This is a genomic window from Nostoc sp. FACHB-152 (genome assembly GCF_014697475.1).
Taxonomy (GTDB): Bacteria; Cyanobacteriota; Cyanobacteriia; order Cyanobacteriales; family Nostocaceae; genus Nostoc_B.
In genome coordinates this window covers 55561-80952 of sequence record NZ_JACJRV010000022.1, presented here as the reverse complement: position 1 = coordinate 80952, position 25392 = coordinate 55561, and the positions used below count along the sequence as shown (strand labels likewise).

Sequence of the window (25392 nt, the reverse complement as noted above, 5' to 3'; positions counted from 1 at the left end):
ATTCGGGGATCTTTTTTGTTATGCATTAACTGTTATCGCTCTTTGTTGTTGCCCAGATGCGTAAACCTCCCACATCTGAGAATATTTTTGCTCTAAATGGCGGACATACAGTGGTGTATCAAATAGTGGGTATGTAGAGCGATTTTGAACTAATTTCTGTTTGATTTGTTGCAGTTGATCAGGATATGTTGCTAAGTTAATTGCTAACTTTTCATATGCTTCTAAACTGTTAGTTACTAACTCAGGTAAACCAATCGCCATCAACATACTTGCAGCTACTCGTGAAGCAAAAGTTTCACCAAGACAGGTAATTACTGGCAACCCAGCCCACAAAGCGTCACAAGTACCTGTGTGGGCATTGTAATATAATGTATCCAGAAATAAGTCGGCTAATTGATGCCTAGCTAAGTGTTCAGCTTTCGCTTCATGTGGGGCAAAAAATAAGCGATCGCCACTTATTCCTCTTACTTGGGCTTCTCGACGCAAGTTAGCTTCGTTAATAGCAGATCTAGCAATTAACCACAAAACGCTGCCAGGTACTTTTGCTAAGATTCTCATCCATACATCGAATATGGTCGGTTCGATTTTATAGTGATTATTAAAGCAGCAAAAAACAACACCAGATTCTGGTAAACCGTACTGCAAACGTGTAACATGATTAGAAGATATTGGCTGTTGATTATCGTTGAAGAAATAACTATGAGGTAAGGTAACGATATTTTCGCTAAAATCATCAGCAAATGCCGCAGGTGTAACTATGGAATCACCAATTATATAGTCAATAAAATCTGCGCCGATTGTGCCAGGAGTCCCCATAAAATTGACTTGAATTGGTGCAGGTTTTAAGGCTAACACTGGGGTGCGAGAGCCAGATGTATGACCATTTAAATCAATTAAAATATCAATTTTGTCATCAAAAATTAATCTGGCATTCTCTTCTATTGACAAATTAGCAACATCCTGAAAATGTTCGCAGGTCTTGGAAATATATTGCCGATATTCACTATTGTCATCTACGCCACTAGAGTAAGCAAAAATCTCAAAATTATCGCGGTTATGTAAGCGAAAAATACCTGTAATTAAATGGCTCATAGCATGAGCGCGAAAGTCACTTGATAGATAACCGATGCGTAGTCTACTATTCCAAGAACGGGAATGTTGAAAATTCAAAGTCTGCCTTAGTTGTTGCCATTGTTGAGACATTTGCTGACCATGACTTTGAGCTAATTGCAATAATAACTTCCTATCCCAAGGTTTATTTAATGAACTAAATGGATTTAATGTTGTCTGTTTACCTGTGGCTAATTCTTGAATTGTTTGTTCCCAAAGTCGAGTTAAATCAGCCTGAAGCGATCGCCAGTCGCAAGTCATCTCTTTGAGATAAAATAAATGGGTAAATGCCTCAGCCGAAGCGGGTTGCATTTCTAAAACTCGCTCAAATATCCGCTTGGGTTCGTTAACTTCACCTTTGCCAACTGTCGCTAACATCGTTAGCACCACTCCCAGACGGTTGAGGGCTTTAATGTAATTTGGTTTGTATTGAATTGCTGAACGAAAACAAGCGATCGCACCTTCTAAATTATTTTGTGCTTCTAATACAATCCCTAAATTTAAATAAGCTTCTGCATACTCTGGAGTGATTCGTAAAGCTTCCCGAAACTTGCTTGCTGCTTTGGTTAACTTGCCTTGCATTTGCAAAACTAGACCTAAATTATTATGAGCAAAAGCATAGTCAGGTTTACTTTCAATAGCAGCATTAAAACATTTAATTGATTTGTCTAAATCTTGTGCTGCAACTCGCAAAATACCTAAGTTATTGTGTGCTTGGGCATGATTAGGATTAATTTCTATTACTTTTTGATAAGCTAAAATAGCTTTGTCAGTTTCTTTTTGACCTTCTCTAATTATTCCTAGCTGATACCAAGCTGAAGCATAATCAGGATATTGAGAAAGTAGTTTTTCATATTCAGCGATCGCTTCTTTTATTTGCCCTTGCTTTTGTAAAGCAAATGCTTCTTCGTAGAGACTATCAGCCGACGGCCAAATTAATTCTGGCCCAGTCCAGTTTTGAGAATCGCTAGTAGAAAGTGGCGCGTAAGGAATGTTTTCTACTTCTTCAGCTAACTTGATAGGGGGCGACTCCACATTTTTTTGGGCTAGAGACGAGAGAGGATCTAGAGTAATTAACTGATTGATTTCATCAGTAAGAAATCCCACAACCTGCGGTAATCGGACTTCTGGTAATATTTGTATATCAAAAATTTCGGTGACTTCTCCTTCCAGGCGCAACCAATGGGCTATCGCGCCAGTTTTGATATCAATTACTATTAGGCCACACTCAGTTTCTGTGCGATCGCTCGCTTTCGATAAACCAACAATCGCATAATCTTTCACAAAAGCCAACCCACGCAATACACCAGGACAAGAAGCGATCGCTTGAAATTTTCCACTATCTATATTGATATAGCCGAGTTCGCTTGTACCAGAATTCAATAACCACAATTTCTCCTGATAAAATCGGGACGAATGTGGCATAGATAAGTTTGTAGCGATAATTTCGTCCGACTGAATATCCATAACACAGCCGCCATTTTGCCATGTCTGCTGCCAACCATTCACCACATCAGATTGACTATAAGCTGTCACATAACGAGGTTTACCCTCTACCATTGCCAAACCATTTAAGTAACAGTGATTTTCATTTATCAAATTGGAGATAAATTTAGGCTTCCATAAGGGAATGCAACTATAGCGATCGCTCACCGTTGCCAAACAGTTTAACAGACTGCTGACAAACACAATCCGATTATTTTCCGTCTCTACCGCCAAATCATGAATCCCTAAATTTCCTGTCGTATAGCCAATTCGTGGGATATAAAGCTTGTCATAGCCATTGTGCAGTTGCCCTGATGCCAAGGCATTGTCTAACTGCCAAATCTGCGCTTTAGTAGCCAGATAAATCCTTTCAGGAGTAGCATATAGTCCTGATGCTTGCTCAAATCTCCGTTCAAACCCCGAAATTTGCCCTTGATTGTTCACCCCTAACAACATCAACCGTGAACTTTGAGACGTAGTGATAGCCAGACTAATCTGTTGAGATTGTAACCAGTTCACGAAATCAGGGGAAGCACAAATTTGAAGAGCGATCGGGTGTTGAGGAGTGGCAATCATATTTTCAGTTTGAGGGGCAAACAAGACATAGGCTAAAAGTCGCTATAAGTATAAACCTCATCAATGAACTAATATCACCGTATAAATACGGTGATATGCAAAAAATAGAAAATGTATATCTTTTTGTTTCATTTGGCAACTTTTAATACTTTTTGTCGTCATTTTTTTTGACAGATGCTTGAATAAAGCGTTATCAAAGTTACCAGTAGATTTGAAGTTGCTGACTTGTCACTAGTGAATTTTTCCAGAAGAGTTACGTTCTACGTCTCTTTCTTGTCTTCGTATCTTTTGAGCCAACAACCCAACTATTTATCAGTAGCTGCTCACTAATTTTTTTCTAGTTCCAAAAAAGCCAAAATCTTGATTTTCGGCGATTAGGTCAGCATATACAAAAAAGGAAAAAACAATGACAACAACAGTAACCTTTACCACATCTGCCAGCGTTAGCGTTGGGTCAATGCCTGCGGCAATAACAGTAGGAGACTTCAATGGTGATGGCAAAGACGACTTAGTTGTAGCTAACTCTGGCAGCAGCAACGTCTCAGTCCTGCTGGGAGATGGTAGTGGTAGCTTTAGCTCGGCTGTCAACTTCAGCGTTGGGTTGACTCCTATGTCAGTCACAGTGGGAGACTTCAACGGTGATGGCAAAGACGACTTAGTTGTAGCTAACTCTGGCAGCAACAACTTTTCTTTGCTGCTGGGTAATGGTTCAGGTAGCTTTAGTACTGCCAGCAACTTCAGCGTTGGGTCAATTCCTATGTCAGTCACAGTGGGAGACTTTAACGGTGATGGCAAAGACGACTTAGTTGTAGCTAACTCTGACAGTGACAACGTTTCATTGCTGTTGAGTAATGGTTCAGGTAGCTTTAGTGCTGCCAGCAACTTCAGCGTTGGGTTAACTCCCGTGTCGGTAACAGTGGGAGACTTTAACGGTGATGGCAAAGACGACTTAGTTGTAGCCAACTCTGACAGCGACAACGTTTCATTGTTATTAGGTAATGGTTCAGGTAGCTTTAGTACTGCTGTCAACTACACTGTTGGGTCTAATCCCCGTTCTATCGTAGTAGGAGACTTCAACGGTGATGGTAAAGAAGACTTGGCAGTGGCAAATGGCGATAGTGGTAGCGTGTCAGTGTTGTTAGGTGATGGCTCTGGCAGCTTTGGTACTTTTACCAACTTTACTGTTGGTTCTTCTCCTTATTTTTTAGCAGTCGGAGACTTCAATGGCGATACTGAGTCCGACTTAGTGACAGTAAACAACGCCAGTGGTAACTTATCAGTGCTAGTAAATAGCGTTGGTCAAGCTTCTACTCAATCGATTAACTTTAACGAAGATATTTTTTCCTTTAAGAGCTTATCAGCGAAAGTCAAAATCAAAATCAAAATCAAAGCTCGGCGTTCCAGTTTGATGAATGAAATGGGATGCTTTGCTGTTGATGATGACAAAGGTACTATCAATGGCATTGCACCAGGAGCAGAAGGTTACGCAGAAGCCGCTTTAGCAAGAGCTAAAGTCATTTTCTCTGTGATTGGCAATAATCCTACTGGCTTCAATCTTGAAGACCTCGGCAAAGTATTGGAATTTGATTCCAGTGCCAAGTTGCGGTTCTATTTGGTGAAAAATAGTAGTACTTATTCGGTGAAGTCAAAATTCACCTCTACTTCTGAAATCATCTTTTCTAGTGTTTCCACACAACAAATTACGACATCAGAAGATGGTAGTTTCTCTATCGGTTGGAAAGACGGTTCGCGCAGCGACTCAGCATTTGACGATTTACTTGTTAGCGTTCAAGAAACCGATGAAGATACGGCTATAGGTACAAATCTGCAAGGTAATGATGAAGGAGAAGCAATTGATTGCCGGTCTTTTGGTACTGATACTCTCATCAGTGGTAACTTTACTGTCAACCGTGAAGCAACTTACAACAACTATGTAGGCTTCTATCAAGTAAGTGATGAGAACGGCGGTATTGATACCGATGGTGATGGTACAGCCGATATCCTCCCTGGTGAAGAAGGTTATCTCCAAGCAGCAATTAACTCGCGGATGTCAGAGATCGGTTTATCTGTGGCTAACCAAGGACGAGGAAACCATAATGGTAATTTTAAAGGTGGTGCAATTTACGTTCCATTCCTGATAGTTGATGGTGGAATTGATAGTCTATTAGACAGTGATTTTGGCAACGACCCGAAAGTTTACTTTACATTTTTGGGTGCGAATGCTGACAAGGCTAAACACGTCCGGATGTTAGGTGACAATTGTTTCGGCTTTGAGGATTTAGCTGGTGGTGGCGACACTGATTATAACGATGTCATTGTCAAGGTTGATTTGAAAGTTTCTGTCTCTGCTTAGAACTAATTGCAACCTTAAAATCAGCAGTAAAAAATAACCCCATTTTCTTGAAAGAAAACGGGGTTATTTTTTATAAAATTAAGTGAGCAGAGTAAATAAATATTTATAGTTAGAATAAGGCAAAAAGTAAGAGTTAGGTAACCAACAAAGGATTGAATACAAATATTTAGTTTTTTATCGATGCGTAAATTCTATTGTTAATCGAAGAATGGAATCTGTGTTCAACAGAATGTAATTCTGCAAATAGACGATACAACAGTACTGCATTCTAATTTCTGGTAATTTATAGGAACTGTGATGGGAGAATGAGGAGTAACACAATTCTCCGAAGGTCGAATAAACTATGAGTTTTCCTACTACTGAGACTCCTAGCTCTAACCCATTACGAACTAGGCGAATAATATCAATAGATATGTTACGTGGACTAGTGATGGTGTTCATGGCGTTAGATCATGTACGAGATTTCTTCACTAATGTTCGCTTCCGTCCTACAGACTTGACCCAGACAAACATACCTCTATTTCTCACACGCTGGATAACTCATTTGTGCGCTCCTACATTTATATTTCTGGCTGGAGTATCAGCCTATCTTTATTTTGAGAATCGACCACAAACTAAACAAGAACTATCTTGCTATCTGATAATTCGTGGACTATGGTTGGTATTGCTAGAGTTAACAGTTGTACATTTTGGCTGGGTCTTTGACCCTACCTACTCTTTTTCAATAGCGGGAGTACTATGGGCAATTGGTTGGTCAATGATCGTTTTAGCAGCATTGATTAGAATGCCAATTCCTTTTATAGCTACAATAGGAATTTTACTCATAGGTGGACACAATTTATTTGATCATATCTATGCTGAACAACTAGGAAGATGGGGTTGGTTGTGGGCGGTACTTCATGAACCCAAAACTTTAACGCCTTTTCCGCATAAGAATTTTGTCATTGTCTATCCCCTCATTCCTTGGATTGGTGTGATGGCAACAGGTTATGTGTTTGGGACTTTAATGAAGCAGGAAAAAACTTCTCGGCAGCGATTGTTTCTTCGATTAGGATGGGGTTTAATTGCTGGCTTCGTAGTTCTTCGCACTTTGAATATATATGGCGACCCTTACCCTTGGTCTGTGCAGAAGAATTTTTATTACACAATACTATCGTTTATTAACTGTAATAAATATCCACCTTCATTGCTTTTTTTGTTAATCACACTAGGTCTGGCAATGCTATTGCTTTACATATTTGAAAAGCGCAGATGGATAATTTTTCAACCTCTAGTTTTATTCGGTCAAGTTCCTTTATTTTTTTATATAATCCACATTTGGCTAATCCATTTTACTGCAATTTTACTGGCTTTACCTAAATATGGATTCAAGGCAATTATTATGACCTTTATAGCTTCCCCTCTAATGCCAGTAGACTATGGATATGGCTTACCCATGATTTACAATCTTTGGATATTTATGATCATTCTGCTTTATCCCATCTGTAGTTGGTATAGAAATTACAAGGTAAGGTATCCTAACAAGTGGTTAAGATACCTGTAGATATTGATTTAAATTCTTCTTGAATTTTCTATCTAATTTTCGGTGCGTTAGAACTTACCTTCATAACGCACCATACTTTTAACGATAAAGCAAGCTAGATGTAACCGCGATTTTTATCGTTAGTTACTACATCATCAATTAGGCAATTTGTAAATCAACGCGGACTGTTATATCGTTGAAGTCTCTGTCTCCACCTTTTGGAAAATCTTCAAAGCCAAAGATGTTATTGCCTAACAAGGTGATTTGGTCTGACTGTTTGGGATTAGCACCTAAGAATGGGAAATAAACTGCGGGGTCTTTGGGGTTGTTATCCAAAATAGCCTCTGGTGTACCATTGGCAACGATGAATGGTGCATAAATGTAACCACCTTGGAAAGTAGCAGTGTAAGTGGCTGTGCCGCTATTGGCTGTGAGATCAATGCCTGCAACACGCGCATTCACTGCCGCTTGAGTATAACCAGCCTGTCCAGGTAAAATGTCTGCGTTACCATCGTTGTTAGTGTCAATGCCACCGTTAGCATCGGTAACTTGATAGAAGCTGACGTAGTTTTTAAATTTGGCATCTTTAGTAACTACAAAATCAGCTTTAACTAACTCTGTTACATCGCGTAAGTCAATTAGTTCCGCTTGGGAATTACCTTGCAAAGCTGTACCGATGGGTAAAACTTCGTCAGTTGATTGAATATTCACTACTAAATCTTGAAAGTCCTCACCATTATTTGGTTGAATTTCCCAAGCTAGGGAAAACGCGTCATTACCCAAACTGGTAACTTTTTGGGTTGTGTCATTGGCAAAGACAACGTTGGTGATGGGGATATCTCCAGCCAGTACACCGTCAGTTGTACCATTTTTCACAGCATAGAATCTGAGGCGATCGCCTGATTCAAACTCCACGCTGCGAGAGATATCAACATTATTCCATCCTTTATTGAGGACGGAGAAAATTGTTTTTGCCCTCTCTAAAGCAGCTTCGGCGTATCCTGCTTCTCCTGGGGCGATACCATTAATTCTGCCTTGGGCATCATCTACGGTAAACACGCCCAATTCGTTGGTACGCTTAGTGTTGCGTTCAGTCAGGTCTACTTTTAGCCTAGTTGTCTCACCGCTACCTTTGATTGTAAAAATATCATTGTCAAAATTTTTGACTAATGTACGATCAAGATTTAGCGGCTTGTCTAAATGCAAAACGATGATTTCGTTGTTGTCAATATCCCCTGGTCTACCCTGAGAGAACGGATAGTTGTTATCGTTAGCAACCAAGATAGTGTTAGCATCCAAAACTAACACATCTTCAATCGTGGTAAAGGGGAAGGTAAACTTAGTGCTGCCATCTTTATTCAAGTCGTTGGGGTCTTGAATATTTAGCAAGTCTGCGACTTCTTCCTTAGCAACAAAACCACTGGCATCTTTTTTCGAGAAGTCAACTTTGAAGATTTTCTTGAACTGGGCTGCATCACCTTGATTACCGTCTCGTTCAATTACGAGATATTCATTGTCGTTAATTACAGCGAAGTCGCCAATGGCGTGGGTGGGTTCTTCTAATTGATAGTAGCCAACCAAACCCTGATATTGTTTTGATGGCACATCAAATTTATATATCCGCAGTGAACCTGTGGGGTCGCCTGTGACTGTACCTTCGAGTAATGGGTATAAGGTTTGCTTATCGGGACTGATGGCTAAACCTTCAAAGCCTTTAGAACCACCAAGGTTAGAGACTGCTGCTTGTCCTACGAATTGATCACGGACTAAATCACCTGTACCGGGGAAGTCAGTAAAATAGGCATCTACACCCAAATTGATGAACTGTTCATATTCTGCTTTTGGGTCGCCATTGTAGTCTGATGCTAAGAATACGCTTTCGTTACGGAAGGTATAAGGATGTACCTGCAAACCTACAGCATGGGCATCTTTGACTAATGTTGTAGGAGTGCCTAAAACTCTATCGGCATCCGTAATTGTACCATCACCATCAAGGTCATCTGGTGTACCGTCGTTATTGCGGTCTACTGTCTGGGCAGGGACTATCAAGCGTTTGCTGGGGCCGATACCTGCGGCATAAGTTGCGATCGCAGCTAGTTCTGTTGATTTAGTTAAATCACCATAGGTGCGAGAATCACCACTGACAGTAAAATCATAAGGTCTTTGGGTTTCGCCACCGAATAGCTGCACCAAGGGAATATTAATCCCGGCGGCTGGCAATAAGTCTTGTTTTAATTCCTGAAGATTACCCACCTCGAAGGATTGAATAAATACTCTTGTCGGGTCGGTAAACTCTTTCGCAACTAAAGTATCAACGAGTAATTGACCTAAGCTGGTATTTATAGGCGTACCATCGATGCGTGTACCTTCCGCAGCAAAGTAAGTAGGATGCTTGGTTTCAGGATAAATGCCAATTTTTTTACCTGTTTCTGCTTCTACCTGCTTCACCAAATCAATGATTTCTTCTAAGGTAGGCACTTTCAGCCCATCATTATTAAATCTGGTTCCCCGCAGATTAGGCAGCCGTTCAATAGAATTTAGGGTTTTGATTTCTGCTAGGGTGAGGTCTTCTGTAAACCAACCTCTGATGGTGCGTCCATCGATGACTTTGGTGGTGAGGCGATCGGCAAACTCAGGACGTAGGTAAATATCAGTGCTGGTATCTATCTCATTGACTGTACCATCTTCATTGAGAATTGCCAAAGCATTCTCATGACGGGCGATTAATCTGCCATCTTTAGTAGCAACTAAATCTGGTTCGATGAAATCTGCACCTTGGGCGATCGCTAGTTTATATGCTTCTAGGGTATGTTCGGGACGCAATCCACTCGCGCCGCGATGTCCAATTACTAGAGGTGCATTACCCGATAAAGTCTCAAACTCTTGCTGATTCAGCACATCGGGGTTTTGCGGCGACCTGACAAACTGCCCGGTTAATTGGTCGCGTACCAAATCACCTGTACCAGGGAAGTCAGTAAAGTAACCATCTACACCCAAATTGATGAATTGTTCAAATTCTTTTTGGGGGCTACCGTTGTAGTCAGCGGCTAGATAACGTCCTTCGTTACGGAAAGTGTAGGGATGAACTAGTAAGCCTGCATCATGGGCATCATCCACCAAGGAAGTTGGGGTTGTGAGAGTTTTGTCGGCATCGTTAACTAAACCATCGGCATTAACATCATCAGCTTGCCCATCATTATTATTATCAACACCCTGGACAGAAACAATCATCCGTTTCCAAGGGCCAATTCCCTCAGCGTAGGTAGCAATTTCTTGCAAACCTGCGGGTGTTCTTAAATCTGCATAGGTGCGGGAGTCACCACTGACAACGAAATCATAAGGCTTTGTTTCAATCAATGAACCATCCAAATTGACATCAACCGCATCCAATAACTGTACCAACGGCAAGTCAATATCCGCAGCAGGCATGATGACATTATTCAACTCTTTGAGATTGCCAACCTCAAAAGACTGAATAAATACTCGTGAGGGGTCAGTGAAATTATTAGCAACCAACAAATCAACTAGCTTTTGGCTAGTATTTACGCCTTGATTTGCAAAGTATGTCGGATGCTTGGTTTCGGGATAGATGCCAATTTTCTTACCTGTATCTGCTTCTACCTGCTTAACCAAATCAATGATTTCCTGCAAGGTAGGAATTTCATACAAATCGTTAAACGCTTGGGGACGAAAATCAGGTTGGATTCTCGCACGTAGGGTTTTAATTTCCGCCAGTGTGAAGTCTTCCGCAAAGAAGCCTTCCTCCTCTACTCCATCAACAACTTTTGTAGTTTTGCGGTCAGTAAATTCTGGACGGTCTGCGACATCGGTGGTGTTAATTAAATTTGGTTCGTGACGGGCAATTAAGACACCATCTTTCGTCACTACTAAATCGGGTTCGATGAAATCTGCACCGCGTTCAATTGCCCGCATATACGAACCGAGGGTGTGTTCTGGTAGTTCTCCACTCGCGCCTCGATGTCCAATCACAATTGGTGGTTTACTATCCAAAGTGTTGAGACTTTTGGTATTTGGTGTAGGGATAGGTGCATCTAAAAGTTTGCCAGTGGCATCAAAGTGCAGTAGGTAAGGGCCAAACTCATCTCCAATCCAGAAAGTTCCATCTTCGGCAATGACCAAAGATTCCACATCGAAATCTGCACCAGTGAGGAAACGTTCATTAGTGTTTTCATTCACTATCTGGAAAGGAACTTTCTTGTCCGGGTCAGATAGTTGAATAAAATCCAATGCCTTAACACTACCATCACCTTGCGCTTCTAAACCTCGGAAACTAGGGTCTACATGATGAATCCGCAGTAGGTAGTCAGCACTGTTATCTTTACTGCCGAAACCATTGTCAGACAAGAAATAAAAGGTATTATCATCAGCTTGCTGTACGCCGCTAAAGCCTTGAATTGGTTGTTTAGCAAAGGGTACATTTCGACCGTTGGTATTTCCAGTAATCGCACTACCCGATGCTGGCCCTTCAGCAAAGCTATCAGCAGGTAATACAGCAAAACCTTTGAGGGTAACTTTAGGTGGAGTCATATCTTTAGGATTACGAGGATTGTAAGTAGTGGTGTCGATAGTTAAGGCATCTGGGAAAGCATTAGCGATGTTTTCCCAAGGCACAAGCTTAAAATTGCTGCTGATGTTCTCGTCGTCAGCGATAACTGCGGGTTCGTTAGAACCGTCTTGAGTGACAAACAATCCGTAGGGGAAGTTTGACCCTAATGGGACGTTGACAACATCTGCACCATCGGACTCTTGCACACTATCAATTGACCCGTTGTTATCTACGGCAAAGCTGCCTAAATATGAGTTATTGCCTTCGCGGGTGTAAGCAACAAAGGTGTTATCTCCTTGGCTGGAGGCTAACAAATAGCCTTTACCATCTTTGCCGTAGTAGATAGTCAAGCCTTCCACATCCGAGGTGAGGTTAGTACCGCCTAAATCCCGGACTTTATCTATTAGTGTGCCTGTATTGCTGCGGTCTGGTTCTGCGTCGAATTTCCAAATTCCGACTTGTTCTTGACCGATGTATAAAAAGCCTGTTTCTTGGTCGGCAACCATACCCTCAGTTTGAGGCGATCGCCCTTCTGTGGTAGGTATTGTAAATTGCCGTACTCTCTCCGCACCAATCTTGCCGTTACCTTTATCTATCAGCTTGAACTGTGCGACATCGCCAGTTTCCCGACGATTGACGAAGACATAGTAATCATTGTTAACAGGGCTACGGTATAAGGCGACACCATAAGCACTACGAGATGAAGAAGAGTAAGGCGGTGTAAAAGGTAGTGCTTGGAAGAGAGTACCGATACTGCTGTCGGTGATGTTTTCTAGATATTGGCCTGGTGTGTTGGGATTAATCTTGAAGATTGCTAGTTTATCATTTTGGCGATCGCTGGCGACGGCAATATCAATTGTTTCATTGCCCAATTTAAAACCGTATTGCAAATCTATATTGTTATAGCGAATATCACCAGGATTGACTGTTTGTAACAGTTCGCCAGATAAGTTATAAACCCGTAGTCCACCGTTTTTAACTGCTGTGAATACTAAACTATCGGCTGCATTATTGCCGTTAACATAAATTGCTGGGTCATCAGCATCCGCATCTTGAATATCATCATCCAACAAATCAGGACGGGTTTCGACTCGCGGTGCGACAGTAGGAATCAAATCTGCGCCTAAAGCCAAAATTTGGGTAAATTGGGCTTGGTTGAAGTTGTTATCACTCACCAAAACGATAGACTGACGACCATCTGCTAGTTTGGGGCCGAAATCTAAACCTTCGATGTTATCAGTTGTGATATTCAAATCATTCAGATTCACTACCAAACGCTTCTGCGCTGGTTGAATTGCTGCTAACTCTTCTGCACTCAAACTTTCTAGCGAGTCGATGGTACTAATATCAGTCGCACCTTGGAGACTGATTTCATAGATTTTGATAGTGTTACCAACACCGACAGCAAAGGAACGTTCTAACGCTAGTAATGTGCCACGATTATCAATGGCGAGTAAATCTACTAAGCCGTTATCACTAAAGCCTGTGGCGGGGTTTGGTGTTATCGATGGGTCAGTGATGTAGAGATATTCTTTTTCTGGCTGACCTGAAACCAAGTTGTATTGCAGAATGCGAGAACGTGTACCTGTAGTGGTGGTAGTAGTTGCACCATCTTGGAATAAGGCGTTTTCGGTGGCGGTGAATAAAGTTTTTTGGTCTGGTGTGATGGTGAGACTTTCAAAAGCTAAGTTATTCCGCACACCGGATGTTTGCGTACCATTAGTATCTTCTACTACAGGCAAGAATTTTTTAGGAACAGGTAGAGAACGCAATTCCTCTCCAGTCAAAGAAAATTCTTTAATGAAGGGATCTGTCACCCGACCAGCATTAGGATTAACTTCCCCTTCGGAGGTAATAAAAACTGTACCTTTGTTAGTTAGGGCGATATCTTCAGGGTCTACACTCAACGGTGCGAAGAAGTTGCCGTTACTATCTTTTAAAGCAGTGACGTTTGTAAAAGCCAACCCTGTAGGAGTGCCATCTCTAAAAGTATAAAAACGGGCAGGGCCATTTTGCGAGCGATCGTCTGAGATCGCATAATAACGATTGTTAGCAGCATCGTAAGCAATACCAGACAAACCACCAACTGGTGTTGCTGTGCCATTGATTATTCCTGCTGCGCCACTGGGAATAAAACCTGTAGGAAAAATTTGCTGCCCTAAAAATCCTACATTGGTAATAGTTTGACCTGCGGCTGTCGCCCCCGCTTGCACATCTGCATAGACCAAGCGATGGTCAGAACTAGGGAAGGGAAAATTCCCTACAGGTGCGAATGTTGGGTCAGTATTGAGAGGCCAAAATACTCCAGAGTTGGTAATTGTTAAGTCAGCCGAGGGTAAGACGTAATCTGTGCGTAAATTGCCAGGGGTTGTATCAGCAAAATCTGCGGTATCAAAAGCAGGATTACCGCTATGATTGGCATTAGCACCGCCTTGTAAAGCCGCTTGTTGCACTCCTCCTGGGCTGGTAGGAACAAAATTAGTATTGATGTTGGGGTTCTGCAAAAGTTGCAAAATAGCATTTTTATAGCTGTCACCATCAAAAGGATCAGCATTCTGATCTCCCATAATCACAAAGCGTGACCCGGAAGCTAGACCACCTCGTTTACCGCCATCATCGTAGATATAATTACCTTTACCTGGAGTTACGTAATCTGCCCAAAATCGGATTTCATCATGGTTACGCTTACCATTGCGGTCTTCAGCACTATCAAAAGTTGGCGGTGTGGGATGGCTAACCAAAACATGAATTGTCTCGCCATTCACTTTGATGGGTACATCCCAGTGACTTTTAGAAGAGAGGCGGAGGATGTTTTGTTCTGCGGTTGAGTACCAAGGTTCAGTAGAACCAGGAATAGTAATGCTGGGTAATAGAGAATCTGGCATATCCTTCCATAAAAAGTTTTGGAAGGTGCGAATGTTGTCTGTGTCAATAGGATATTTAGAAAGTAACAACATCCCATATTGACCAGGAAAATTCCCAAACCCAAAGGCATCGTCACCATATCCTGGTGTGCCTGGGGTGGTAACAATTTTTCCATCGTTATTTAAATCAAACCCAGAAGCAATACCAGTGTTAGAAGGGGCAATGTAGATATAAGGATATTCAACCCCAGTTGCACCATTCTGGCTAACTCCCAGATAATTTTGCTGGAATAATTGGACTGCTTGCAGAGGGTTATTTTGAAAGTAATCAAACTCGTTAATTAGTAAGACATCGGGGTTATTGCGCTGGATAATTTCAGCTACAGCTTTTGCCTGGGCATTGTCGGGGTTAGATAAATCAGTGATTAACTGACCTTCAGCGTTGCGATTTAAAGAAGCGTTGAACTGAGAAAAGCGAATAGAACTTGTAGTTACCATAGATTGTGATTACACTGAAACTCTCTGCTTTGCCTGTTGGTAGGGTGTGCGATCGCAATATCATCTAAACTGCAAAGATGTACCTCACAGTTTGAGCGATCGCACGATTGGATTCATGCTAGGTTCAGTGCCTCACGCTATCTCAGTTAGATTAAGAAATGTCTAGCAAAAGGTTAAATTACGTGTAAAATGCATCAATAAAATGCTGAAAATGCAGCAACACGATTCTTTAGCAGTAACTTTGACGACTTATAGTACATTTTTTTAACTTGATTTCTCTCAAGAAATAGTAGAAGAAAATCAAGTGAAAATGATTATTTATAATGTTGGAACAGAGGTGATTGTTAAATGAAAAAAAAAGTACTCATAGCTGAACTCAACAATACTTTTTATAGTATCTTCTTGAAAGAGCGATCGCTATTCAATAACTAACCTCAAGCCGTTGCTTCAAAACTTTAGCTTAGACATCATGAGCATGGTAAAGGGAATAAGAAAAACTATCACTTTTCACGCGCTCTTAGCTTTCCCTATTCCCCTATTTTCTAAAAAACAAGAACATTTTGAGTTCTCAAAATCACAATCTATTAACGGAACTTACCAGGACTTAAGATAGTCCGGCGTTGAGATTGAGTCGGAGTTTGACGGCGAATTGCTACACCATTGCGTAACTTTGTGCCAGTTCCACCATCTTTGCGGTCTAAGAAAGGTTTGAGATTAATTCCACTTTTTGATGAACTAACTTGTCGATTACCTCCACCTAAGATTGTGCGACCGATGTTGTAAATTTCATCTACTCCGCCTCTACTATTGCGATAAGTGTTTACAGCCGTAGTTTGTTGACCTTCATCCGCAGCAATTAAGTTTTGGAAAATGCTATTGCGAACAGCATACGCATCTTTATCGCGTGGTACTGTTAGCACAATGCGACAGGTAGGGTTAGACTCTGTGGTAACGCAGACAATGTTTTCGTTATTCAAAAAACCTGTCTGAAGTTCTTGCAAGCCATCGGGACGATATTGTTCTAAGCGTTGAGCAATGGTAACACAACGTTTGTATGGATCCCAATTACCACCCAATCTCGCGGGAGCAGCCCAAGGAAAGAATCGCCCTGGTTGGCTTTCGGGCTGATACATGACTGTATACTGACCGTTATAATTCTGGCAGACAAACCTAGCACCATCGACAGTCCCACTGGAAGAAGTGGGTGATGTATCGATAGGAACTGATGAACCTGAAGGATCTGAAGGATCTGAAGTGGTAGGTACAACGATACCACCACCATCGTCAACTTGAGCAAAGGCGGCGGAATTACCCAAAAATAAGGACAAACCCAGACCACTCAAGCATAAAAACTTCAAGGGTTGTAATTTCATAAATGTTCCTCAAAGAAATAGACACTAAGTAACTAATATTTACAGTGACGCAAAAATTTGGGGTTTTGATTCTTTAAGAACGACGCTTTTTGTCTTCTTGCTCTTTTTTCTCTTTGAGCAGTTGTTTAACTTTTGCTTGAATAGTGGTGTGGCGTTCAACTCCTTCATAGGTGTAGCGGTTGTAGTTACCACGATTAATCAAGTTTTCTAAATAACTGACTCGCTCGTTACCGCCTGGGTGCGATGATAGCCAACTGGGAGGGGCATTTTTCTTTTGTTTGTCTAGCGTCACCATTAAGTTACGCAACCCATCAGCAGCATAGCCACTAGCCACAATTAGACGTGTACCGAGGGTATCTGCTTGACGTTCCATTTCACGACTGTAACTGAGGGCAAAAAGTTGACCGACAGTACCGCCTAAAGGCAGATATTGGGTGACGTTAGAAATCAAATTACCTTGGGTGACGAGTTGAAAACCGTGAGATAAAACTACGTGAGATAATTCATGGCCGATTAATCCAGCGAGTTCCGCTTCGGAATTACTTTTAGCGATCGCACCTGCGTTAATAAAAATCTTACCTCCTGGTAAAGCAAAGGCATTAAGTTCTTCTTCGGAAAGCACAAAAAATTCGTATTTAAATTCGTTGCGGCCGGAAACTTTTACCAACTTTTGTCCAATTTCGTTAACGTAGGCCAGCACTTGTTCATCTTTAACTAAAGGTAGTTGTTTTTTTGCTTGCTTGGCTACAGACTCACCAACCGAGCCTTCTCCCTGTAGCAACAAGATGGTAGAGTCCAAGGCAGAGAAAGGCCCCAACAAACTACCTGTAACGGCGTAACCCAATGCACCTGTGAGGATATTAGCTATGGCGTTACCTCTAATTTCTGCGCGGATGTGGGATTTGTAGCGTTTGAGATTTTGTTCTGCGAGTTGCGTAAACTCTTCAGCTTGCGGATTATTAGGATAAAGCATGGCAAACTGACGCGCTGCTAAAGATGCTTCCATCCATTTCTTTTCGCTAGCTAGGGCGGTGACTCTGGCTTTAATTAAATCTGGTTGGTCTGGATAGAGTGATGATGCCCGTTCTAAAATATCTAAAGCTTCTTTTGGGCTATTATATTGTTTCAGAATTTCGGCATAGCGAATATGGCCAGGAATAAATTCTGGATTGTTTTCTACTAATAGTTTAAGTGCTACTAAAGTTCTGGTTTGCAACTTAGCAGCTATTCCTGCTTCTGCTTCTCGCCAATATACTTTGCCCCCTGGCGATAGTTGCGTGGGGTCAAGGATCACCGGTTTGCGTTCTTGGCTTGGTGTATCTGTTTTGGCAAATGGTGCTTTTACTTCACGATATAATTTTTCCGCATCGGCAATTTTTCCAGCAAGGTATAGCTTGTCTGCTTCAATAAATTTTTGTTGACGGGCGATTTCTTCCGGAGTAAGTGCAGGTTCTTCGGCTGCATCTGGTTTTTTAGGTTCGGTGGCTGCTGGTTTTTCTGTGTTGGGTGTATCTGTTGTTTCTACAGTCGTCGTAGCAGGTTCTTGTGCTGGTGCGGGTGCTATCGGTTGCGTCAGGATAATTAAAATTGATGTCCCAACTGACAACAATATCCAACTCAAGGCTAACAGCAGAGACTTCCTAGTTCGTTTCATGCTGGGTTCATTTATGCAAAGGGGTGTTGTTTTAATGCTATGAGTAACAGTCCCCATCCGCATAGGGTCTCTTCCTTGAATTCTGATGATATACAAGATCCCCGACTTATCTAAAAAGTCGGAGATCTGACCACCTTCATTTATCAAAAAAATTTTTTTGCCAAATCAGAATAATTATAATTTCGGAGTTGATAAATAGTTATAAATACTATCTTATTTGGATAATTTTTAGGATAGTAAATCTATAAGAGAAGAAACGTTATAATAATGGTCTAAGTTTATTAATCTAAGCTAAGTAAATGCTATGCGGCACAAAGCTGATGAGATTGTCAAAACACTCAAGAGCAAAGGATTGCGAGTGACTCCCCAACGCTTCGCAGTATATGCAAATCTATTAGGAAGAGAAGACCATCCTACGGTTGATCAAATTTTGACAAACTTAAATCAGGATGTGCCGACTTCATCCCAGGCTACCGTTTATGCTGCGTTGCAAGCATTACGTGAGGTTGGCTTGGTACGAGAGGTGCTGTTAGACGAAGGCGTTTCTCGTTACGATGCCAAGGTTGGGCCGCATCATCATTTTCGCTGCAACTGTTGTGGTGCGATTGAAGACATTAGTTGGGATACATTTGAGTGTATTGACTTAAGCAAATTGCGGTCGGGACTGAAAGCAGAACGTTATGAAGTTACTGTGCAGGGAATTTGCGATCGCTGCCAAGAGAAGTCTGAAGCCTGAAGTCTGAAGTATGAAATTTTTCGATTGGTTAAACCTTAACCGTGACCTATTTCCTGCTTATAAAGCCAGGCTAGGCTTTATTTGGGCTTAATTTTGTTTAAGCCCCGCTAATTCCTGCTAAAACATCCCATCAATCCGCCAAGCCACCACCAAAAGGTCTAGTTCAAAAATCCACACAAACACAATGTAAGCGACCAAAAAGCCTATTTTCTCGTCAGCGATGACACCCGATTAAATCAGACTTATCATTCAGCACGACAACCAAAAGGCTACAACCCTGATTATTACGTTGGCTGATTAAACCTGCTTATGATTGCAACGCGATGACCACTTACAGGTATGAGCCACACCCAATAGGATTCGCTGATGTTGTGGCTTGTCTGAGAAGTCTATACTCGCTTCTACACCCCTGGTTGATCAATTGTTGCTATCAAAACCGATATCATTTTTCTCTGCCGTAGCGTCTACACATGGTGTAGACGGAAATCAACTGTAAATAAAACTTACCTCTCTAGTGGTGCGAGGGACATTTCGTGCTATTGTCTGACTGGTTTTATAGGAAATTTCATATAAAATGGACGATGACGAGGATATTATAGAAATTCCTTTACGACCTCTGGTTTGGATGGGAGACTCTCTCAAGAATATCCGCTCATTTCCTGAAGAGGTACGTGCATCAGTAGGTTATGCGCTGCAATTAGTGCAAGCCGGGGAAACACCAATGGATGCCAAGTCTTTTAAAGGGGTTGGAAGCGGCGTGTATGAAATTGTCAAACGCTACGATACCGATACTTATAGGGCAGTCTATGCGGTAAAGATTGGAGAGAAAATTTATGTTCTGCACGCTTTTCAAAAGAAATCAAAGCAGGGGATTAAAACTCCACAGGCTGATGTTGATCTAATTAAACAACGCTATAAGGATGCGGTAGCCAGAGAGAAACAACAATGACACAGGAACCAGTTTTTGAAGAAAGCAGTGGCAACGTATTCGCTGACCTCGGTTTAGAGGATGCGGATGAACTTTTTACACGGGGCAAGATAGGAATTCACGTACTGCGCCTTTTGAAACAACGCAACCTGAAACAGCGTGAAATCAGCGAACTTCTTGGCATTCCCCAGCCAGAAGTATCTCATCTAATGAAAGGAGAATTTCAACGGTTCAGCGAGGGCAAACTGCTCATTTTCCTTAAGCGACTCGATACGGAAATCACTTTACATCTTCGCTCTCGTCACGAGCCTGGCCAATCTACTGAAACTGTAATATCGCTATAGGACAATACAGTTCAGTTAAGACTAAAACTCTTTGTTAAAGTCATTTCCTTTAATGAACCACAAAGGGCGCAAAGAGCGCGAAGAGAAGAAAAAATTACTAACTGAACCGTATTGCGCTATGGGATAGGATAGAAGCCTCGTTGTGTCTATCACCATAGTTTATAGCAGTCCTAAATCAGTTTGAGTTACTTTATACTTCAAACTTCAGGCTTCATCACTGCATCTAATAACAAACCTGCGCCAAACCTAACTGCGTCAGTGGTGGGTAAACCTGTTTCGGCTGTAGTATGTGCGATCGCTTCTTGGGCTGCAAACTCATCTAAGTGAGCAGTGTTCAACGCTATACCAACTACAGGTACTTTACCAAATGCTCCCCCAGCACTAGCGACAGATTCATACATTTGAATGACTTTAGTTAATGGCGGAATCGGGACATGGGGGTTATTTTTATTGTGAGTTTGTCCGGCGCGATGTACTAGTATTAATTGTGTAGGTTGGGAACCGCGAATTAACGGCAAAGTTGCGGTAGAACCAGGATGTAACAGCGAACCTTGTCCTTCAATAAACAGGATGTCATAGTCCTGACCATAACGCATAACTATTTGTTCGACAGCACCAGCAGCAAAATCTACCCGAACTGCATCTAAGGCTATACCGTCACCTTCTAACATCAAACCAGCTTGACCTGTAGCGATAAACTTAGAACTCCAACCCTGCAATTTTGCCGCCTTGTTTAGTTCTAAACTGGTAGACATTTTGCCAATTGCCATATCTGTTCCGACCGTCAAAACTCGACGACAGGGAAGAGTCCGCGCCAGACCGCTAGCTATCTCTATATTTGGTGGTTCTTTGCGGACATCCCAAATTGCTTGTCCTGGTTTGAGGAGGGCATTTAACTCTGCGATCGCAGCTAATGGTGTATGTAAACCATTAACTAAAGACATCCCAGCTTGTAGCGCATCTTTAATTTCTAACAAATAATCATCAGGTAAAGCACCACCCTTAGGAGCAATCCCTATTACTAAAACTTCTGGTTTGTACTCTAACGCTGCTGCTACCGATTGTACAATCGGCACATCACGCTGGATACCTGTTAATCCTGGCAAAGATCTGCCAACAGTTTCTCGATCAATTACTGCAACGATTGGGGCTTTACTATAGCGTAAAATTGACAACCCTGTTTTTCCGTAGGTTCCAATTACTCCATCATGCAGCAGAATAGCTATTTTTTTATCAAGCGGCAAACGCACTGTATTGTACTCCCAACCCTGGTAAATCGTTTGGTAAAACTCTTCCCTCTTCCACTAATGCACCCTTAAACGGGTCATCAATTAAGTTTAAGTGACTATCTAAATCTAAGTAATCAGCCAGTGGTGCTAATTGTGCTGCTGCTGTGTTAGCTAACGAACTGTCAGAATAGCAGCCAAACATCACTTGTAACCCATAAGCACGCGCTGTATGCACCATCCGCAATGCCTCTGTTAAGCCTCCTGACTTCATCAGTTTGATATTAATACCATCTACATAGTTTGCCAAATGGGGAATATCAACGCTGGTAAAGCAACTTTCATCGACAAAAATCGGCAGAGGTGATTTCTGTTTCAGTTGGACTAAATCTCCTTCTTGACCTCGTGCCAAAGGCTGTTCTACATACTTTACACCTATGTCAGCCAGCCAACTGCACATTTCAATAGCATCGGTTAAACTCCAACCGCCGTTGGCATCTACAAAAAATTCCAGCTGCGGTGCTTCTTGTTGCACAGCGAGTAGCATTTGCCGATCTGCATCAATCCCATCAGGACTGCCTAACTTCACCTTAAACAGCCGGACATCCATAAACTGTAACCAGTCTCGCGCCCTTGCCCTTGCGCCTTCTGGCGAATTGATGCCGATAGTTACCGAAGTTGGTACGATGTTATGGCGATCGCATCCCCAAATTTGCCACACTGGTAAACCGACACGCTTACCTAGCCAATCGTGCATCGCCATATCCAAAGCCGCCCGCACCGACGAAGGCACTTGTTTTTGGATTAAAATCTGCTCAACTTGTTGTCTCTGCAAAGGATGGAATGATTTTAATAATGGTATAACTTGCTCTACAGCATCTTTAATTTGCTCTGTTCTTTGAGCATGATTACCTACACCAAAAGGCGATGCTTCACCCCAACCCTCAATACCATCTTCAGTAATTTTTACCCATACATTTGTTGTTTGTGCAGTTGTACCCCTACTAATAGTCAAGGGAAAACGTTTATTGACAGTAAATAGATTTACGTCTACTTGCATAAGTCTGCTCTATCATGGCTAGGGCAAAAAACAGTGTAAGAAATTTTAGCCTAATTCTTGCATCTGTTATACTTTTTTACATTATTTAACTCCTACACCTTGTTTATAAAACTGCACCAAACTCTTCCTAACTTTCTCTCTTTGCGTTCTTTGCGACGGCAGTCGCTTCAAGTCGGGGAACCCGCCCAACGCGCTACCTTATCTTTGCGGTTAGTTTCATTATTTCTTCTGCATCCTCGCAGTTTTATTTATAAATAGTATTACATATATGAGCAATCTCAAAAAGTGGAAAATATTGCAATCAGAAATGGTATTAAACTATCGCTGGTGTAAAGTAAGGCAAGATAAAATCGAATTACCAAACGGTCAAGTAATTGATGATTATTTTGTCAGTATTAAGCCAGAAATTGCAATTATTTTACCAATTACAAAAAATAAAGAAGTAATTTTTGTCCGTCAATATAGACACGCCGTAGGAGATTTTTTTATAGAGTTACCAGCAGGACATTTTCACACCGCACAAGAAAGTGCTAAAACAGCAGCTATTCGAGAATTGCAAGAAGAAACTGGTTATCTGGCTAAACAAGTGAGAGAAGTTGCAGTGTTCTATGATAAACCAAGCAAAGATACGAATCGCATACATTTATTTTTAGCCGAAGATGTCGTGAAAGTTAGCGAACAGAATTTAGATATAACAGAAGAAATCGAAGTAATTTTAATTCCTGTAGACTTAGTGTTTGATAAAATTGCTCAAGGCGAAATTTCAGTTTCTGGAACTATAGCGGCTCTCTTTTTAGGTTTACAAATTATCAAATAAATAAAATGATATTTCTTTTTCCTAGTGATTACTTTAATCCCAAGAAAGCAGATGCAGCTTATTTGGAGCAAGTTGCTTGTATGCAAAATGCAGGGTTTACAACTTCTGTGATTTCTTTAGAGTCCTTAGGTTCTGTTTCATCAAAGATAATTCCAGTTCCCGAAGCAGGTTCAAAAGTAGTTTATCGAGGTTGGATGCTTTCGCAGTCTGATTATGAGTTATTAGTTAGTGCGGTAGAAAGTACAGGTGCAAGTGTCTTAAATTCTACGGCTGAGTATTTAGCAACACATTATATTGTGAATTGGTATCCTTTAATAGTTGACTTAACTCCAGAAACTAAATTTTATTCTGTCAATGATGATTTAGAGAATGAGTTAAATAAGCTTGGCTGGAATGGATTTTTTATCAAAGATTACGTTAAATCTCTCAAAACCTCAGTTGGTTCGATAATTAATAAACCTTCAGAGATCAGAACTGTGATTACCGAGATGCAGAAGTTTCGAGGCAGTATTGAGGGAGGTATTTGTGTACGACAAATCGAAGATTTTATCCCTGAGACTGAGAGGCGTTATTTTGTCATATATGGAAAACCTTTTGCTGCTTCACCAGATGAAGAAATTCCAGAAATTGTTGAAGAATGTGCCAGAAGAATTGAAAGTAAGTTTTTCTCAGTAGATGTCATAGAATGTAGAGACGGTAGCAAGCGAATTGTAGAAATTGGTGATGGGCAAGTATCAGATTTGGTGGGATGGACAAGTGAACGTTTTGCCCAATGTTGGGTTGAGTCAAACTTAAGAAACTAGCGAAGTTGAATGAATAAAAGCATTAACTTCTGATACGCTACACTTGATGTATCTCTGGGAGTATCAAATTGCCAACGCAGCAACAGTTAGTAACTGTTGCATTTCTCTGCCAGTTGCTTTCCAATTTGTACCAGCCAATTCAAGTTTTTCGTTATGACCAGAGATTTAAAACTATATATATACAGGCTGGAGTAAGCGACGAAATTGCACTTGTAATTGATGAAGATGGGAGTTGGGAGTTTATTCTATGATGCCAAATCTATCTCAAATGACTAATACTGAGATTAAACGATATATTTCTGAACACCGTAATGATCCTGAAGCTTTTCAAGCAGCGATGGAAGTTATAATGAGCCGTCGTAATCCTGCAAACCGTCAGCCTTATCCTTTAGATTTGGCAAATCCTGAGACGGAGGTTGAAGCCATTTTAAAACAAAAGCTAAATTTGGCTGAATAGTTACTAATTTTTCTAAAATCTAAGGTTGGGTTTCACTTCGTTACTCCCAACCTACAGTCATTATAAGCTAAGGAAGTAAACGAAATTTCCCAGAACCAAGAAAAACTAACTTTAGTTGAGGTGGTTTATTTTTCTCCCATTGCAATGTCTTGTATTGCTGTAGCCATTTACGAATCACTGGTAAGTTTGTATGCTCTCGAAACTCTGGGCATTTGTTCCAGAAACCATTTGTAAGTGGAAAAATATAAGTTATCCCATCAATTTCTACTTCAATTTGCTTCCATTCTTTATTAAAATATCTGTCTCTATCTTTTAGGTGAATGCGAATGCCATAGCTATCTCCAATCTCATTACTTTTACATTTTTTATAAGCACTAGCTTGCATCACATCCATATGTAATAAGTTAGTTAAAGCCAGAGTAAAAATAAAGTAACATAATGATTTAATAAATACATAAAGGCATAATTAAAATTTTTAATTTAATTTTGATTAAATTATGAAATTACTAGTTGACAAAATCAATTCAGAAATTGGAACGATTTTAATTGCCTCGGATGGTGAAAAACTTTGTGCTTTGGATTTTGCTGATTACGAGCAACGGATGGGGAAACTTCTCCAAAGGCGTTATGCCAGTTTTGATTTTGAATATGTAAAAAATCCGCAGGGTTTTAGTAGTAAAATTCAAGCTTATTTTGAGGGCGATCGCACCAGTTTAAACAACATTCCAATCAGCACTGCTGGGACTACATTTCAGCAGCAAGTATGGCTTGCACTACGAACTATCCCTTGGGGAAGCACTATTTCTTATGCTGATTTAGCGGCAAGAATTGGTAAGCCGACTGCCTATCGCGCTGTCGGCATGGCAAATTCACTTAATCCAGTCGCACTTGTGCTTCCTTGTCATCGAGTCATCGGTGCGAAAGCTGCACTTACAGGTTATGCAGGGGGATTAGAACGCAAGCGTTGGTTGCTTAATCATGAAGGAATTAAACTGATTTAGCTATCATGACGTATATCA

At 41.1% G+C, this 25392-nt stretch carries 17 protein-coding genes; 10 read left to right on the top strand and 7 right to left on the bottom strand.

The annotated features are described in order from the left end of the window. Positions 1-18: 18 nt before the first annotated feature. Positions 19-3171 (bottom strand): TIGR03032 family protein, encoded by a 3153-nt coding sequence (locus H6G76_RS17380; RefSeq protein WP_190703047.1) that lies wholly within the window; start codon positions 3169-3171, stop codon positions 19-21. Positions 3172-3577: 406 nt separating this feature from the next. On the opposite strand from H6G76_RS17380, the gene H6G76_RS17375 reads away from it, so the two are divergent. Then, positions 3578-5524, top strand: coding sequence for an FG-GAP-like repeat-containing protein (locus tag H6G76_RS17375; protein WP_190703044.1), 1947 nt, complete (start codon positions 3578-3580; stop codon positions 5522-5524). 343 nt (positions 5525-5867) lie between these two features. Then, on the top strand, positions 5868-7067 hold the full coding sequence (locus H6G76_RS17370) for a DUF1624 domain-containing protein (RefSeq protein WP_190703042.1): 1200 nt from the start codon (positions 5868-5870) through the stop codon (positions 7065-7067). A 138-nt stretch (positions 7068-7205) separates the two neighbouring features. Here H6G76_RS17370 and H6G76_RS17365 read toward each other — a convergent pair whose 3' ends face one another. From H6G76_RS17365 to H6G76_RS17355, 3 genes are all read right to left on the bottom strand, one after another. Further along, on the bottom strand, positions 7206-14975 hold the full coding sequence (locus tag H6G76_RS17365) for a phytase (protein WP_190703038.1): 7770 nt from the start codon (positions 14973-14975) through the stop codon (positions 7206-7208). A gap of 584 nt (positions 14976-15559) precedes the next feature. Further along, entirely contained in the window at positions 15560-16348 is a 789-nt protein-coding gene (locus tag H6G76_RS17360) for a COP23 domain-containing protein (protein WP_190703035.1), read from the bottom strand. 73 nt (positions 16349-16421) lie between these two features. Next, on the bottom strand, positions 16422-18002 hold the full coding sequence (locus H6G76_RS17355; protein WP_190703032.1) for a M48 family metallopeptidase: 1581 nt from the start codon (positions 18000-18002) through the stop codon (positions 16422-16424). A gap of 304 nt (positions 18003-18306) precedes the next feature. On the opposite strand from H6G76_RS17355, the gene H6G76_RS17350 reads away from it, so the two are divergent. The 3 genes from H6G76_RS17350 (at position 18307) to H6G76_RS17340 (ending at position 20010) form a co-directional block, all read left to right on the top strand. Continuing rightward, positions 18307-18738 carry a Fur family transcriptional regulator gene (locus H6G76_RS17350; protein WP_190703029.1) on the top strand — a complete coding sequence of 144 codons (432 nt, stop codon included), beginning with the start codon at positions 18307-18309 and terminating at the stop codon, positions 18736-18738. Between the two features lie 574 nt (positions 18739-19312). Next, on the top strand, positions 19313-19687 hold the full coding sequence (locus H6G76_RS17345; protein ID WP_190703026.1) for a type II toxin-antitoxin system RelE/ParE family toxin: 375 nt from the start codon (positions 19313-19315) through the stop codon (positions 19685-19687). After that, positions 19684-20010 carry a helix-turn-helix domain-containing protein gene (locus H6G76_RS17340; protein ID WP_190703024.1) on the top strand — a complete coding sequence of 109 codons (327 nt, stop codon included), beginning with the start codon at positions 19684-19686 and terminating at the stop codon, positions 20008-20010. The genes H6G76_RS17345 and H6G76_RS17340 overlap by 4 nt, the downstream gene beginning before the upstream one ends. A 197-nt stretch (positions 20011-20207) precedes the next feature. Here H6G76_RS17340 and H6G76_RS17335 read toward each other — a convergent pair whose 3' ends face one another. Next, a complete protein-coding gene (locus tag H6G76_RS17335) occupies positions 20208-21260 on the bottom strand; it encodes a DUF1611 domain-containing protein (RefSeq protein WP_190703022.1) in 1053 nt (350 codons plus the stop codon). Next, positions 21244-22296 (bottom strand): dipeptide epimerase, encoded by a 1053-nt coding sequence (locus tag H6G76_RS17330; RefSeq protein WP_190703021.1) that lies wholly within the window; start codon positions 22294-22296, stop codon positions 21244-21246. Before H6G76_RS17330 ends, H6G76_RS17335 begins: the two co-directional genes overlap by 17 nt. A gap of 268 nt (positions 22297-22564) precedes the next feature. On the opposite strand from H6G76_RS17330, the gene H6G76_RS17325 reads away from it, so the two are divergent. From H6G76_RS17325 to H6G76_RS17310, 4 genes are all read left to right on the top strand, one after another. Beyond that, positions 22565-23113, top strand: coding sequence for an NUDIX hydrolase (locus H6G76_RS17325; RefSeq protein ID WP_190703019.1), 549 nt, complete (start codon positions 22565-22567; stop codon positions 23111-23113). 5 nt (positions 23114-23118) lie between these two features. Then, positions 23119-23916: an ATP-grasp domain-containing protein gene (locus H6G76_RS17320; protein ID WP_190703016.1), complete on the top strand. Its 798-nt coding sequence runs from the start codon at positions 23119-23121 to the stop codon at positions 23914-23916. Between the two features lie 68 nt (positions 23917-23984). Continuing rightward, a complete protein-coding gene (locus tag H6G76_RS17315) occupies positions 23985-24167 on the top strand; it encodes a DUF6888 family protein (protein ID WP_190703012.1) in 183 nt (60 codons plus the stop codon). After that, positions 24164-24373: a DUF6887 family protein gene (locus H6G76_RS17310; RefSeq protein WP_190703009.1), complete on the top strand. Its 210-nt coding sequence runs from the start codon at positions 24164-24166 to the stop codon at positions 24371-24373. The genes H6G76_RS17315 and H6G76_RS17310 overlap by 4 nt, the downstream gene beginning before the upstream one ends. 67 nt (positions 24374-24440) lie before the next feature. Here H6G76_RS17310 and H6G76_RS17305 read toward each other — a convergent pair whose 3' ends face one another. Next, a complete protein-coding gene (locus H6G76_RS17305) occupies positions 24441-24767 on the bottom strand; it encodes a hypothetical protein (RefSeq protein ID WP_190703006.1) in 327 nt (108 codons plus the stop codon). Positions 24768-24870: 103 nt separating this feature from the next. On the opposite strand from H6G76_RS17305, the gene H6G76_RS17300 reads away from it, so the two are divergent. After that, complete coding sequence (locus H6G76_RS17300; protein WP_190703004.1) at positions 24871-25374, top strand: methylated-DNA--[protein]-cysteine S-methyltransferase; 504 nt, start codon at positions 24871-24873, stop codon at positions 25372-25374. The last annotated feature ends 18 nt before the right edge of the window (positions 25375-25392 follow it).